Source organism: Gammaproteobacteria bacterium (assembly GCA_036383255.1).
Lineage (GTDB): Bacteria > Pseudomonadota > Gammaproteobacteria > Natronospirales > REEB76 > DASUBN01.
Window position 1 is genome coordinate 429,817 of the sequence record DASVOS010000004.1, and the last position, 14,363, is coordinate 444,179.

General features: G+C 66.9%; 17 protein-coding genes. 8 read left to right on the forward strand and 9 right to left on the reverse strand.

The window, feature by feature from the left end; translation table 11 throughout:
* Positions 1-12: 12 nt before the first annotated feature.
* Both VF651_03025 and VF651_03030 read right to left on the reverse strand, forming a co-directional pair.
* On the reverse strand, positions 13-639 hold the full coding sequence (locus VF651_03025; protein ID HEX7964669.1) for a hypothetical protein: 627 nt from the start codon (positions 637-639) through the stop codon (positions 13-15).
* Between the two features lie 58 nt (positions 640-697).
* Positions 698-1,195 carry a TlpA disulfide reductase family protein gene (locus VF651_03030; protein HEX7964670.1) on the reverse strand — a complete coding sequence of 166 codons (498 nt, stop codon included), beginning with the start codon at positions 1,193-1,195 and terminating at the stop codon, positions 698-700.
* Between the two features lie 67 nt (positions 1,196-1,262).
* Here VF651_03030 and VF651_03035 point away from each other — a divergent pair, with 67 nt between their 5' ends.
* Positions 1,263-1,769, forward strand: coding sequence for a hypothetical protein (locus VF651_03035; protein HEX7964671.1), 507 nt, complete (start codon positions 1,263-1,265; stop codon positions 1,767-1,769).
* Positions 1,770-1,840: 71 nt separating this feature from the next.
* Entirely contained in the window at positions 1,841-2,365 is a 525-nt protein-coding gene (locus VF651_03040) for a hypothetical protein (GenBank protein HEX7964672.1), read from the forward strand.
* Positions 2,366-2,459: 94 nt separating this feature from the next.
* Here the strand turns inward: VF651_03040 and VF651_03045 are convergent, their stop codons facing one another.
* Positions 2,460-3,323, reverse strand: coding sequence for an EamA family transporter (locus VF651_03045; protein ID HEX7964673.1), 864 nt, complete (start codon positions 3,321-3,323; stop codon positions 2,460-2,462).
* A 180-nt stretch (positions 3,324-3,503) separates the two neighbouring features.
* Positions 3,504-4,277 (reverse strand): TorF family putative porin, encoded by a 774-nt coding sequence (locus VF651_03050; protein ID HEX7964674.1) that lies wholly within the window; start codon positions 4,275-4,277, stop codon positions 3,504-3,506.
* 252 nt (positions 4,278-4,529) lie between these two features.
* Between VF651_03050 and VF651_03055 the strand changes: the two genes are divergently transcribed.
* The 4 genes from VF651_03055 to VF651_03070 all read left to right on the forward strand — a co-directional run bounded on the left by VF651_03055 (position 4,530) and on the right by VF651_03070 (position 8,498).
* On the forward strand, positions 4,530-5,045 hold the full coding sequence (locus VF651_03055; GenBank protein ID HEX7964675.1) for a hypothetical protein: 516 nt from the start codon (positions 4,530-4,532) through the stop codon (positions 5,043-5,045).
* A gap of 294 nt (positions 5,046-5,339) precedes the next feature.
* Entirely contained in the window at positions 5,340-7,133 is a 1,794-nt protein-coding gene (locus tag VF651_03060) for an Ig-like domain-containing protein (protein HEX7964676.1), read from the forward strand.
* Positions 7,134-7,136: 3 nt separating this feature from the next.
* A complete protein-coding gene (locus VF651_03065; GenBank protein ID HEX7964677.1) occupies positions 7,137-7,373 on the forward strand; it encodes a hypothetical protein in 237 nt (78 codons plus the stop codon).
* Positions 7,374-7,724: 351 nt separating this feature from the next.
* On the forward strand, positions 7,725-8,498 hold the full coding sequence (locus tag VF651_03070) for a hypothetical protein (protein HEX7964678.1): 774 nt from the start codon (positions 7,725-7,727) through the stop codon (positions 8,496-8,498).
* On the opposite strand, the gene VF651_03075 is transcribed toward VF651_03070, so the two are convergent.
* The 5 genes from VF651_03075 to VF651_03095 all read right to left on the reverse strand — a co-directional run bounded on the left by VF651_03075 (position 8,495) and on the right by VF651_03095 (position 11,601).
* A complete protein-coding gene (locus tag VF651_03075) occupies positions 8,495-8,926 on the reverse strand; it encodes a pyrimidine dimer DNA glycosylase/endonuclease V (protein ID HEX7964679.1) in 432 nt (143 codons plus the stop codon). The genes VF651_03070 and VF651_03075 overlap by 4 nt on opposite strands.
* Positions 8,923-9,294: a nuclear transport factor 2 family protein gene (locus VF651_03080; GenBank protein ID HEX7964680.1), complete on the reverse strand. Its 372-nt coding sequence runs from the start codon at positions 9,292-9,294 to the stop codon at positions 8,923-8,925. The genes VF651_03075 and VF651_03080 overlap by 4 nt, the downstream gene beginning before the upstream one ends.
* Positions 9,281-10,102, reverse strand: a complete 822-nt coding sequence (locus VF651_03085) for a hypothetical protein (GenBank protein HEX7964681.1) — start codon at positions 10,100-10,102, stop codon at positions 9,281-9,283. Before VF651_03085 ends, VF651_03080 begins: the two co-directional genes overlap by 14 nt.
* Positions 10,103-10,137: 35 nt before the next feature.
* Positions 10,138-10,890, reverse strand: coding sequence for a haloacid dehalogenase type II (locus VF651_03090; protein HEX7964682.1), 753 nt, complete (start codon positions 10,888-10,890; stop codon positions 10,138-10,140).
* 66 nt (positions 10,891-10,956) lie between these two features.
* Positions 10,957-11,601, reverse strand: a complete 645-nt coding sequence (locus tag VF651_03095; GenBank protein HEX7964683.1) for a ParA family protein — start codon at positions 11,599-11,601, stop codon at positions 10,957-10,959.
* Positions 11,602-11,714: 113 nt separating this feature from the next.
* On the opposite strand from VF651_03095, the gene VF651_03100 reads away from it, so the two are divergent.
* Positions 11,715-12,491, forward strand: a complete 777-nt coding sequence (locus VF651_03100; protein ID HEX7964684.1) for an SDR family oxidoreductase — start codon at positions 11,715-11,717, stop codon at positions 12,489-12,491.
* A 1-nt stretch (position 12,492) separates the two neighbouring features.
* A complete protein-coding gene (locus tag VF651_03105) occupies positions 12,493-14,316 on the forward strand; it encodes a glycoside hydrolase family 15 protein (protein HEX7964685.1) in 1,824 nt (607 codons plus the stop codon).
* The last annotated feature ends 47 nt before the right edge of the window (positions 14,317-14,363 follow it).

The window sequence follows — 14,363 nt, forward strand, 5'->3', positions numbered from 1 at the left end:
GCTAGCCTCCTCTCAGAAATACCAGCGACCCGAGAGCAGCCACGCGCCTCCGCTGGCCGAGTGGTTGTCTCGTGAGACATAGCGCATCCCATAATCCAGGCCCACCGAGAACCGGTCCGTGGCGTGGAAGCGCAGTGCCCCCGTCAAAACCAGTTCGCGGGCATCCAGGTCTATGGCCGTCCCGAAGCGGCCCTCGTCGCGTGCCAGTATGCCGCGGTTATCCAGGTCCGCCGTCAGCTCCAGTTCCCAGCGTTCCGTCGTGAGCGTGCGCAGCCCGAACTCCAGGCCTGCGCCGTTGCGCGACATCGCGCCGAAGTAGGGATCGTGCGTATCGAGACGCAGGTTCACGAGGTAGAGGCCAGCGAACAGGTCAGTGGATGGAGTAGCCGCACTTCGGAAAGCCAGCTCCAGCCGGCGCCGGTCGATCCCGGCGTCACCACCCGGGTTGGCGGTGGGAGCGGACTCATGGCGGATCTCGGCACTGAGGAAGAACCGGTCCATGACAGCGTAACTCCCCTCCAGCAGGTAGCCCTGTCCAGTGCCCAGGCCGGGCTCAGCGCCGCTGGTGTAGCCTGCTCCGAGATAGCTGTAGTCGAAGCCATCCGCGCGTACGGCCGCCGGTAGGAAAGCACTCAGCAACAGGATCCCCAACCAAATCACGCGCATGCATCACTCCCCCTTAGTCTTCCCAACCCGGTCATTGCGCCTTCAGCAGCGGCGCCAGCACCTTCTCCAGGCTCTCTTCCGTCACCGGCGTGCCGCCGGGCCAGAGCTTCGCGCGCACGATGCCGTTCGCGTCGATCACGTAGGTCACGGGCAGCACCCGCGGCGCACGGAAGCCATCGTCCTCGGCCGTCTCCGCCACAAGGGCGGGATAGGAGAACGGCGCCATGGCCTGTTTCACCAGCGCGAGATCCTTCGCCTCGTCCTCATCCAGCCCCACCAGCACCACGCCGCGCGGCGCATACTTCTTGGCGAACGCATCCAGCAGCGGCATCTCCTCGCGGCAGGGTCCGCACCAGGTGGCCCACAGGTTCACCACCACGACCTTGCCCTTGAGCGCCGCGAGGTCGAAGGGCTTGCCGTCCAGCGTCATGCCCTTGAGCGGCGGTGCCGTATCGCCGGTGTCTAGTGCGTGCGCAGCCGGCAACCACGCGAGGGCGGCAAGAACGAGCAGGGTAGGCAAGGTACGCATGAGCCGACTATAAGGATTCACGCGTCCCGGGGCTATGCTTGGGGTGCCACTTTCGCTGGAGTCCCTCATGCGCCGCCTCCTGTCCCTGCTGCTGTTGTTCACCCCCGCCGTCCTGGCCGCCGCACCCCAGGGGCTGGATGCCCTCGCCGGCTATGCCGGCCGCTGGAAGGCCGAGATCCATCGTTTCAAGACCGCCTACAGCGACCGGGGCGAGGACCTGTTCGAGCTGCGCAACGACTGCTGGCGCAGCGCCGGCTTCTTCGTCTGCGACCAGTTCGTGGGCGGCGAGTCCAAGGCCCTGCTGGTGTTCCTCTACGATGCCAAGAGCGGCGGCTATGCTAGCTATCCCATCGCCGCCGCCGGCGTTCCCGTGGTGCATCCCGGGGCGCTGGTCCTGCAGGGCCCGGTGTGGACCTTCCCCTGGGACACGGAGGAGGCGGGCAAGCTCACGCACTTCCGCGTCGTCAACACCTGGGAATCGGCCGACAGCATCCTGTTCCGCCAGGAATACTCCGCCGACGGCAAGCAGTGGACCCTGATGGCCGAGGGCCGCGAGACGCGCCTCAAGGATTAGCTTCTGTCAAACCGCATGTGGCGGCGAAAAACGCTACCCTGTGCGCGTCCATATCCCCGGGGGTGATCCGCATGAAGTCCCTGCTGTTCGCCGCGGCGCTCGCGGCTTCGAGCCTGCCCGCGCTGGCCGCCGATGCCACCTCGCCGCTGGACCGGCTCAACGTGTTCGCCGGCACCTGGAAGACCGAGTCCGAGAAGTTCGACACGCCCTACAGCAGCGCCGGCAAGGTCTCCTCCACCCTGGTTAACCAGTGCTGGAAGGCGGGCAACTTCTTCATCTGCAACCAGAGCGTCAACGGCCAGTCCGCCGTGCTGCTGGTGTTCACCTACAAGGGCGGCGACAGCTTCAACATCTCCAACATCCCCGCCGCCGGCGGCTACGCTTCCAACGGCTCGCTGGTGGTGAACGGCGGCGTCTGGACCTTCCCCGGCCAGACCCACAAGTTCGGCCAGGTGGTCTACTTCCGCACCGTCAACATCTACAGCGACAACGACGACCTGGACTACCGGGAAGAGTATTCGACCGACCAGCAGACCTGGACGCTGATGGCGAAAGGCCATGAGACCCGGCTGCGCAATCCCGCCACCGTCCCCTGACGCTGATCTGAGTTGCATCACCGGTTCTTGATCACGCGGCGGGTGCCCCTGCAGCGTTGGCGGTGTTGCGTCTACATATCTTCGACTAATGTGCTTAGAAGCTCACCGAGACCGCGGCGCCCAGGATCAGTGCGCCGCCGGCCAGCAGGCCCAAGCCCAGCGGTTCGCTGAGCACCAGCACGCCGAGCAGCGCGCCGGTGAGGGGCTCGAGGTTGCCGATCACGCCGCTGGTGTGAGTGCCGAGTTCCTTCAGGCCCCAGTTCCAGAGATGGTAGGTGAGCGCGGTGCACACGAGACCGAGCACCGCCAGCGACCACCAGGTGGCGGCATGCAACGCGCCGAACTCAGGCCAGGGGCCGTCCAGGCGCGACAGCGGCAGCAGCATCAGCGTGCCCAGCAGTACCACGTAGTTGGTGACGCACCCGGGTGAGTACGTCCGCATCAGCCGGCGGCTGATCACCACCCAGGCAGAGAAGCAGACCAGCGAGGCCAGCACCAGCACGGGGCCGAGCCAGCCGGATTGCGCGTGCGGGCTGCCGACGATGAGTGCCACGCCCAGGGTGGAGGCGAGGGTGGCGGCCCAGCCGCGCCAGCCCAGGCGCTCGTGCTCGAACAGCACCGCCGCGCCCGAGAGCAGCACAGGGAACGCGCCCAGGAGCAGCGAGGTCACCACCGCGCCCGTGAGCTTCAAGCCAGTGAACAGGAGGTACATGGCGAGCGGCACACCGAGGAAGCTCGCCGTCAGGAACGCCGGCCAGTCGGCGCGCCGCGGCCACTCCTTGCGCCGCAACGTCAGCGGCAGGAGCGCGGCGGAGGCGATGAGGAAGCGCAGCGTCACCGTGTCGAGCGGGGACAGCTCGTCGAGCGCCCACTTGCCGAACAGGAACACGGCGCCCCAGGCGCAGCTGGCGAACACCAGCGCCAGGAACGCCAACATCTTGCGCGGGTATATGGGCACAGCCCTCTCCAGATTCTGCCGCGATGCATTATGTCACGGGCAAGAAAGCGCCGCGCAAACTACGCCTGGCGGTGCGCCTGCTGTTACTGAAGCGCGTGGTGCTGGACAAGATCCCACCCAGGTCACCGTCGAGCTCGGCACCACCCGCGCCTGAGCCTGCGGGCGCAGCAGCTTCCGGAGTTAGAAGTCTTTTTCGAGCAGCAGCCAGGTGTGGTGCCCGCCCACGAAGTACCCGTTGAGCGTGTAGCGGGCCGGGTCGCCGTTGGTCCAGGTGTGGGCGAGCGTCAGGCTCAAGCCCTGTCTGAGGTCGCAGACCAGGGAGAGCTTGTAGTCGGTGTAGTCGTTCGCGCTGTGGCTGGCGCCCGTCACCGGATCGCTGCCGGTCTTCTGGTTGCGGCCGAGGTGCTCGCCCAGCGTGAAGTGCCCGCCCAGGTACTGGGAGCCGTTCATGTCGATGTAGAGCGAACCCTTGGTGTCCGGCGTGCCGAAGGAATCCGTCACGCTGTAGTTCACCCGCAAGCTGTAGCTGCGCCAGGCGATGTAGCCATAGGCCTCGGTGGTGTTGGGTTCCGCCACCGGCGGCGTCTGGCGCGCGTAGTTGCCGGGGAACTGCAGGCGCAGCACGCCCGCCTTCCACAGCCAGTCCTGGTCAATGCGCTGGCGCCAGCCGGCCCAGCCGTCCACCTCCATGCCCACGTCGTCGCCGGGATAGAGCGCGTCGATCCAGTTGATACTGTTGGCGTCGATGCCGCCGTAGAAGCCGCCGTCCGTGTTGTTGTTCACGTCCAGCTCGCCCTCCACGGACGGGTTGCCGAGGCTCTGCGCGAGGCCGCGCCCCACGTAGTTGGTCATGAACTGCACGTTGCCGGTGACGAGCGGCGGCTCATCGGCGGCGGCGGCCGCGCCGGAAAACCAGCCCGAAGCGAGCAGGATGCAAAGCAGGATCTTGCGCATGTTCTTGTTCCCCGAGCGACACCGGTGTGACCGGCCTGTGACCCCATGAGTTCCGGGCGCCATGGTGGCATCCCCGCCGCGCCGCGCTAAGTGCCAGATGGGCTGAGGTCCCCTGGGCCAGACCCGGGCGGTGCGGCGCGCCGCATTAGGGCGGATAATGCCCGCATTGTCCCGGAGCCGGCTGTCAGAAACCGGCAGGTTTCGGACGCTGCGTCCCGGCCCGGGCGCATTCTAGTGGATGGGGTGCCGCACATGAAGCTTGCCGCCTGCGCGTTCGTCGCGTCTCTCCTCGCCGTGCCCGCGCTGGCGGCCGAGCCGCCCGCGCCCGCGGGCCTCGACCGGCTCGCCCAGCTCCTGCCCGGCACCTGGCGCACGGAAGGGCAGACCTTCGATAGCCCGTTCACCAAGGCGGGCCCCCAGCATTACACCACCCAGCGCGACTGCTGGCAGGGCGAGGGGAGCTACAAGTGCGTGTCGGTGGTGAACGGCACGCTGCAGATCTACGCGATCTTCGGCTGGGATGCGAAGGACAACCTCTATCACGAGACCCAGGTCACGCCCCAAGGCAAGCAGCCCGAGTTCCGCGTCAGCGTGAGCGGCGATACCTGGAGCTACGGACAGGACATCGCGCGCTCCGATGGCAGCATCGTGCACTACCGTATCGTCCGTACCTATATGTCGCCCGCGAGCGCCAGCTACAGCTACGCCTATTCCCTGGACGGCAAGCAGTGGACCGAGATCGCCAAGGGCACCGAGACCCGCCTCTGATTTCCGCTCCAGGCCCGCGCCCCGCGTGAGCCCCGTCACACTCCGCCGACGATTTACCCTCTTTTAAATTCCTCTTTAAAACTCCGTTACACGCTGCAGGTATACCTCTAGCGTCGATACGGAGAAACCCTGCAGGGTACTACCCACAGTGTTTCTCCCTAGTCCCCTAGGGTGATCCCTGCAGGACTGGACGCAGTACCTTCGGCAAAGCCTGGAAACGGCAGGCTTCGCGGTCGGCCCGCATATCGGCACCCCGCCCATCTTGGGCTTTTCCACCGATATGTGAGGTCAGCGATGAAAGCATTATGTTCCGGCTCCCTTAAGGTCTTCTCCCGCCTGTTCACCGCCGTGCTGCTCCTGGGCGCGGCCGGCCTCGCCCACGCGGCGAGCCAGGCTCCCGGCGGCTTCCTGGAGAGCGACGAGACCACCGCCGTGCGCACCCAGCTCAGCCCCGCCAGCATCGCGGGCTTCGTGCCTTCGCGCGGCGGCTTCGAGTTCCCGGCCCCCTACAACACCCATGGCGTGCGCGTCACCAACGGGTCCGACTGCGGCGGCCAGGACTGCGTGGACATGATCTACAGCTACTGGCGCAACATGAGCAACAGCGCCGGCAGCGACACCATGTACGTGTTCATCGGCCTGGACCAGGCGCGCGGCGGCAAGGGCCCCACGCTGTTCAAGTACGTGAAGAGCACGGACACCCTGTCCAAGGTCGGCCCGCTGTTCGACTCCAGCAGCAAGTACGCCCGCCAGACCGGCGAGGGCTGGTACTTCAGCTACGGCATGCCCACCAAGATCTACATGCAGGACAAGTCCAAGCTCCTGCGCTACGACGTGCTAAAGCACACCTTCGAGACGGTGTTCGACTCCACGACGAAGTACCCGAACACCATCATCACCCAGACCAACACCAGCAACGACGACGACGTGCACTCGGCCACGCTCGAGGACGCGACCACCTACGCCAAGAAAGGCTGCGTCGTCTACACCGCCAGCAGCAAGAAGTTCGAGTTCTACGCCGGCGCCAAGATGGACGAGTGCCAGATCGACAAGAGCGGCCGCTACCTGGTGCTCAAGGAGAAGCTGGCGAGCGATCCCTGCACCACCTGCGACGTGGACAACGTCATCGTGGACCTCAAGACCGGCACGCAGCGCACCATCATGGACACCGCCGGCGCGGGCGGCCATTCCGACATGGGCTACGGCTACTACATCGCCTCCGACAACCACGACGTGAACCCGAACGCCTGGAAGCTCTGGGACCTGACTCAGAGCACCCTCAAGGGCCAGCTCGTGTACCACGGCGGCAGCTGGGGCGACTTCACGCCCTCCCACGTGAGCTTCGCCAACGCGGTCGACGGCAAGCCCATCGCCCAGCAGTACGTCTGCGGCGGCGCCACCACCGCCTCGCCGGACGCGCGCTCCAATGACATCGTCTGCTTCACGCTGGACGCCTCCACCCCCACCTCCGCCGAGCAGGCGCTGGTGATCGCCCCGGTGATGAGCGACCTCAACGCGGTGGGCGGCGATGCCACCTGCCCGAGCTGCAACGCCTACGGCAAGGACCCGAAGGGCAACCTCGACCCCACCGGCCAGTACTTCTTCTGGGTCAGCAACATGGGCGGCGACCGCATGGACGCGTTCATGGTGAAGGTGCCCTACCAGGTGCTCACCGGCGCGTCGGCTGACCAGAGCGTCGAGATCACCTCGCCCTCCGACGGCAGCGCCGTCAGCGGCAGCTTCACCGTCAACGTGACGGTGGCGGACGCCAGCGACACCGCCGGCGTCACCGTCCAGGTGGACGGCCAGGACGACACCACCGCCACCGCGGCGCCCTATCGCGTGACCTTCGACGCCTCTACGCTCGCGGCCGGCACCCACACCATCACCGCCACGGCCACCGACACCCAGGGCAACACCGTGAGCGCGGCACCCGTGACCATCACCGTCGGCAAGTCCGGCGGTGCCGGCGGCACCGGCGGCACGCATGCCAGCGCGGGTGGTGGCGGCGGCGGAGCCATGAGCCTGTTCGGCCTCCTGCTGCTCGGCCTCGCGCGCAAGTTCCGTTCCAACCGGAAGGGGGAGTGACCCATGAGGACTCAGCGAGTCGTATGCCATCTGCGCCGGCTGGCGCGTGCGCCCGAGCCGGTGACCGCCCCGCGGGCCTGGCACCCGCGCGTCCAGCCCCGCATCCCGCGGTACCGCTGGAAGGCCCAGCTCAAGTGCCGCCGCCGCTGCGTGTTCGCCAGGAGCCCGGGCTCCAAGATCGTCATGCGCCGGCCGTTCTGCCGCGCGCACAGGCGGATCGCGTTCGCCCGGGCGGCGTGAGGAGAGAGGATTCGGAGGTGATGACGTTGCGATGAAAGGGGAAGGCGTCGGCGGCGGGGCTGCCGCGCCAGTGCAGTGGGGGTGTCGTCGAACAACGGCGACGACACCCCCCTTTTTAAAACCATCTTGGAAGCTACTGCGCGCTTCTGAGATGGTTTTCAAAGGTTAGAAAGCCGGTCCTGATGGGCCGGCACATTCCAAGGTGCGCGGTTCGTTTCCCGCGCGCCGCGGGGGTTGGGGCCACGGCAGATAGTTGCCGCAGGAGCCCTGATGCCGGGCTCAGTATTCACAATTGAATACTGGGCCCTTTTCTTTTTAGGCCCCTTATACTCAAGGTGAAGGGGGTGTCTCATGGGTGCTGGCGGTCAGCGCGGCTTCGTCCGGTCCTCGGTCATGGACCTGGCCTTCCTGTTCCTGCTCATCGTCTGCGGCATCCTCGCCTGGAAGGCCCTGGACACGCTGCTTAGCGGCGAGTTCGCGCTCAGCTTCTTCATGGCCTGGCTCATCGCTTCCGCCATCGCCTGGTGGTGGACACGCCAGCAACCGCTTCTGTTGCGCGTGCCCGTGGGCTTCCTGCTCTACCTCGGCCTCAGTTCTGTGCTGCTGCCCCTCGCCTGGTGGTCGCAGTCCAGGCTCGCGGTGGCCGCGGAAGCAGCCGTGGCGGTGGTGCTGGCGAGTTACGTGGGGGCCTGGCTCACGCGCCTCATCGAGCCCAAGGTGCGGGTCGCGCCGCCTTGGTACCTGGATCAGCGCATCAACCTGATCGCGGACCTGGCCCGCTGGGTCTTCGTCGCGGGCATCGCCTGGTTCGTGGTGGGCGTGCTGCCGCTGCTCCTGGTGTTCCTCTTGCCGGTGGAGTGGATCACCTGGGCCGCGCTGGCCTGGGCCTGCGTCACTCTCGCGTGGTATCTCTATAAGTCTCGTCCGGGCCGGATGCGGGTATTGAAGGTGCCGCTGGGGCTGTGGGTGTTCGTCGCGGCGGCGGTGCTGCTGAAGCTGCTCCAGCCGCAGCTCATAGGACCGCTGGAGGCGGGCTCCATCGCCGAGATCGGTTATCTCGTGTATGCATCACTAGTGGCAGCGCTGTTCGCGGAGATCGTAGTGCTCGGCACGCCGCGCCCCTAGACGATCTCCCAGTCTTCCCTGCCGCCCCTGACTACGCGGAACAAGAGGTGCGGCTTGATGACCTTGATGTCTGAAAACTGCTTGCGCCACCTGGGATCGCGCTTGCGCAGCTTCTTGTCCAGGTGTTGCCACTCGTATTCCATCTGGCCGCGGGTAACCTTGAGAGAACGTGGGACTAACCTCCCACCGCCGATCTTGGAGGCGTCGAAGTTGTAGCCCCGACGGGTGGCTTCGGCGTGGATGGCCCTCAGGTAGGCCGCGATCAGCTGGCGTGGGCGCTTGGATTCCTGGAAGCGCCTTAGCTGGGGATGGTGCTTGTAGCCCCGGGTCTTGCCCTGGAGCACCGCCTGGGCCAGCAGAGCCTCACGCCAGAGGGCCACTAAGCCCTTCGGGTCGAGATACTGCGGATGCAGGGACCAGAGCCTCACGGCCGCTTCGCCAGCACGCTGGCATCGAAGAAGACTTCATTGCGACTGATCTTGCCGTCCGAAAGTTCCACGATATCCAGTCCTGCCACTTCCACTTCCCGTCCGTCAGTGGGAATGCAGGCTCGCCATTTGAGGCAGAAGCCCTTGGCCGTAGGCAGTATCTCCTCCGCTTGCCATGCCCAATCGGGATTCTTCGCCAGCAGCTTCCGGAAGTAGGGCAAGAGTTCCGCGCCACGCAGTCCCTGGGGCCGGCCCGGGTCGGCGTAGTAAGCATCCTCGGTATAGAAGCTCCGCAGGCGCTCCGGTCGGTTGCCGGTCCAGGCGGCGAGCCAGTCGCTGCAGAACGCCGCCAGTTCAGGGTGTTCCATCGGTTTCGGCCATGCGTCCCGCGCGGCGCCTCAGCAGCCACACGATGAGCATGTAAGGCGCCACCAGCGCGGCGAGCATCAGGTATTCGAACGGCAGCAGGTTGTGGGAAGTCCGGTCCCGGGAGAAGTCCAACATGATGCCCAGGGTCTTGAGCGCCACCAGTGCGAGCGGCGCGGCGGCGAGCCAGCGCCATTTGTCCCGCCAGCTGATGACGCCCCAGACCGGCCACACGAAGCAGGCGGCGAGGGCGGCCAGTATCGCCACGTAGAACACCACCAGGATGAGGCCGTCGCCCGCGGAAGCGGGTCGGTTCATCTGTTCCTTATAAGCTTGTTCCTGGCGCTTCTTCTCCTCGTCCTGCATGGGCTTCACCCAGGCGGCGGGCGTATGGCCTGGGCCGGGCAAGCCATCCCAAGTGAAGTAATAGCTGTCGTCGCTGTGGTAGTCCAGAAATGGATAGCCGGAGTCCATCGCCGCCAATTGCACATGGATCGAGTGGACTTCGCAGGTTTCCGTGCACGCGAACCAGCCCAGGGCTTCGCCCTCGCCGGCGGGATGGACGGAAGAGGCGTTGGACTGGGCGGGCACTTCCTTGTCATTGGCGTAAGGACGCACCCATATCTTGACGGGCACATTCGAGGAATAATGCACGTGCACATAGACCGCGTCATAGCTGTGCAACATGGCCCCGTTCGCCGGATCTACTTCCACGATGGCGACGGTGGCATGGGGCGCAGGTGCTTCGGCGGCCTGGGCTGCGGCGGCGATGCCAAACGCGATGACTGTCAACCAGGCGCGCAGCCGCATGTGTTTTCGCTCCCCGAGATGCCCCGGGGCTTATCTTACGCCGGCTTCACGTAGGCCAAGAGCTCCGCGAGTCCCGCACCGCTGCCGTCTACCGCAGCCCCGAGTTCCTCCGCCGGCTGACCCAGGCGGTTGACCCAGAACGTCGGGTAGCCGAAGGCTTTCGCGCCGGCCGCGTCCCAGCCGGCGAAGGCGGCGAACAGCATCTGTTCCTTGGGCAGACCGAAGGCGTCCACGCCCAGGTGGTAGGCACGCGCATCGGGCTTGAAGGCGCCGGCGAGGTCGGTGCTGAGCACCTTGTCGAACACGCCCTCCAGCCCCGAGTTGGCGATGCCGGCGTCCAGCATCCCGCGGGTGAAGTTGGAGAGGAACGCGAGCTTGAGCCCCGCTGCCTTGAGGGTGCGCAGTGCATCTGCCGCATCCGGCCAGGCCTTGAGTTTGAGGTACGCGCCCATCAGGCGCTCCTCGTCCGCGGCGCTCATCTCGAGCTTGAGCGTCTTGGCGCTGAAGCGCAGCGCGTCGCGGGTCACGCTCCAGAAGTCCTGGTAGCGGCCGGTGAGGGTGCGCAGCCAGGTGTACTCGAACTGGCGGGTGCGCCACAGCTCCGTGAGAGCCTGCCCCTGTTCCGGGTACATCTGCTTCACCAGCGCGAACACGGGGCGCGGGTCGAACACAGGGAAGGCGTCGAACAACACCACCCGGATGCCGGCGGGCGCGGCGGACACGCGCAGGGGCAGGCTGGTGGCGGCGAAGCCGGCGGCGGTGAGTTTCAGGAATTCGCGGCGGTCCATGGCGGGTCCAGCGGGGGCGCGAGGCTGCGCCAGCCATCCCTAGACCGCGGCTGCCGGAGGCTTATTTCAGGAAGGCAGGCTGCGCTTGGACTCAAGCCACTTGGTCAGTGGAGCCCACTGCTCCCAATCCGGCTCCGCGAGATACGGCGGCAGCTCATGGATGCCCAGGCCCCGCGAGTAAGCCCTTATGTAGTTCTGCGCGTCCCGAAACTTCGCGATGAACGGCACCTTGAGCCCCTCAAGGAACTGCTCCAGCTCGCCGAATACCAGGAGGTTCTCCCGCACTCGGTTCGCCACCACGGCGATCTTCACCTCGCGGCGTTCCACCTTGCCCACGTCCAGCAGTTCCTTGATGAACTTGGCCGCGGCGCCGATGTCGATGGGCGAGGGCAGCACCGGCACCACGATGGTCTCGGCATGGCGCACGAGCTGGGTGAGCTCCGCGCCGTGGGCGCGGGCCGGTGGGTCGATGATGAGGTAGTCGGTGTTGCGGGGCAGGTGCTTCAGGCCATCCTTGACCGCATTCACGCCCACGATGGGGTCCCGCTCCGCCGGGCGCTTGGCCAACCAGTCCAGGCTCGAGGTCTGGGGATCGTAGTCCGCGAGCGCCACCGTACCTTCCCAGTTCGTGGCGAAGTAGGCGGCGATGCTGGTGGCGAGGGTACTTTTCCCACAACCACCTTTCGCATTCATGACCATTATCGTTCGCATGAGATCGCCCCTCCCCGGATGCGAAAGAGTATAACTCGCGGTATGTATAAGACCCGACACGCATCGGTAATGTCTGCTTCGACCGTAACCGCATCCCTTTATATAGTCGGGTCATGAAGATCAGTCTCGACGGCAAGCGCGCGCTGGTGACCGGCGCCAACTCCGGTATCGGCCAGGCCATCGCCCAGGGCCTGGCCCGGGCCGGCGCCCTGGTCGCCATCAACTACGTCACCCGCCCGGAGGCCGCGGAGCAGGTGGCGCGCGGGATCGGCGCCGGCAAGGCGCTCACGGTCGAGGCGGACGTGACGGACGAGCGCCAGGTGCAGGCCATGTTCGGGAAGCTCGACCAGGCCTGGGGCGGCCTGGACGTGCTGGTGAACTGCGCGGGCATCGACGGCAAGCGCGCATTCGGCTGGGAGGTGGACTGCGAGACCTGGCGCCGCGTGATCGAGGTGAACCTGTTCGGCGCCTTCAACTGCGCGCGCCAGGCCCTGCAGCGCATGGTGCAGCAGAAGTCCGGCGTGGTGCTCAACGTGAGCTCGGTGCACGAGGTCATCCCCTGGTCCGGCTACAGCGCCTACACCGCGAGCAAGGCCGGGCTCGCCATGCTCACCAAGACCCTGGCCCAGGAGGCGGCGCCCCACGGTGTGCGGGTGCTCGCCATCGCGCCCGGCGCCATCAGGACACCCATCAACGAGGAGGTATGGAGCGACCACTCCATGCTCAACGACCTCCTAGCCAAGATCCCGGAAGGGCGCATGGGCAGCGTGGAAGACGTGGCGGACGTCGCGGTGCTGCTCGCCTCCGACGCGGCGCGCTACATGACCGGCAGCAGCGTGTATGTGGACGGCGGCATGACGCTGTTCCCGTCCTTCACCCACGGCGGCTGAGATGGCCGCGCAGCCGGATGCCTTCGACCCGGCCCACCCGCCGGACTTCAAGCCGCTCGACGCCTACGGCCTCATCGGCGACACCCGCACCGCCGCGCTGGTCGGGCGCGACGGCTCCATGGACTGGCTGTGCCTGCCGGCCTTCGACAGTCCGGCGGTGTTCGCCGCGCTGCTGGATCCCGCCGCCGGCCGCTGCTGCATCCAGCCCACGCAGCCCTTCCACGGCTGGCAGCGCTACGAGGCCGGCACCAACATCCTGTGTACCGAGTTCGAGTGCGCCACCGGCCGCGCGCGTCTCCGCGACCTCATGCCCATCGTGCAGGAGCGCCGCCCCCACGAGGCGGAGATCCATCGCGAGATGGAGTGTATTTCCGGCGAGATGGAGTTTGAGCTGACGTTCGAGCCCGCTTTCGACTTCGCACGTGCGCGCACCGAAGTGGAGCTCACGGAGCACGGCGCGGTGGCGCGCGGGCCGGACGGCGCCTGCCTGGTGCTCACCACCACGGTGCCGCTCCAGCGCACCCGGCGCGGCGCCGCGGGCCGGCTCAAGCTCAAGGCCGGCCAGGACTGCTGGTCCGTGCTGGGCTGGCAGGGTTCGCCCAAGCACCCGGTGGCCGCCTACCGCTGCGACCAGCGCCTCTGGCGCACCCGCGAGTTCTGGCACCGGTGGCTCGCCACCCTGCGCTACGAGGGCGACTACCGCGCCGCGGTGGAGCGCAGCATGCTCACCATGAAGCTGCTCACCTACTCCCAGACCGGCGCGCTCATCGCCTCGCCCACCGCCAGCGTGCCGGAGTGGGCCGGCGGGGGCCGCAACTGGGACTACCGCTACAGCTGGGTGCGGGATTCCTCGTTCATGCTGCGCGCGCTGTTCGCGGTGGACTACACCGACGAAGGCACCGGCTTCCTGGATTGGCTGCTGAAGCGCTGTACCGAGGACAAGCTCAACCTGCGGGTGATGTACAGCGTGCACGGCGACCTGGACGTGGCTGAGGAAGAGCTCGCGCTGCGCGGCTGGCGCGACTCGAAGCCCGTGCGCATCGGCAATGCCGCGGTGGAACAGTTCCAGCTCGACATCTACGGCAGCCTCATCGACGCGGCGCTGCACTATCACGATTCCGGGGGCGTGCTCACGGTGGCGGAGGCGGAGACGCTGGTGCAGCTGGTGGAGCAGGTGGCACGGCGCTGGCGCGAACCGGACCAGGGCATCTGGGAGAGCCGCGGCGAGCCGCGCCACTACACCTATTCGAAGGTGTGGGCCTGGGTGGCGCTGGTGCGCGGCGCGGACCTGGCGCAGAAGCTGCGCCTGGAGGCGCGCCGCGAGGCCTGGCTCAAGGACGCGAAGGAACTGCAGGCGGAGCTCCTGGAGAAGGCATTCCATCCCAGGCTCAAGGCCTTCACCCAGTCTTACGGCAGCGAGGTGCTGGATTCCTCGGTGCTGGTGATGCCCATCACCGGCATCATCGCGGCGGACGACCCGCGCTTCGGATCCACACGCGAGGCGGTGGTCTCGCGCCTCACCGCAGGGCGCTACCCGCTGCTCTACCGCTACGATCACAAGCAGGTGGATGACGGCGTCGGCGGGCCGGAGGGCGCGTTCCTGCTGCCCTCGTTCTGGCTGGTGGAGGGTCTCGCCATGGCGGGCCGGCTGCAGGAGGCGCGCGCCGCGTTCTCCATGCTGGTGAGCTACGCCTCGCCGCTGGGTCTCCTGAGCGAGCAGGTGGACCCGCGCGACGGCTCCCTGCTCGGCAACTTCCCACAGGGCTTCAGCCACCTCGGCCTCATCAACGCGGCGCTGCGCCTGGAAGCCTGGCAGGCGGGCTGATCCAGCCCTTCGCCGCGGGCGTGGACCATCCGCGTAGTGGAACAGGT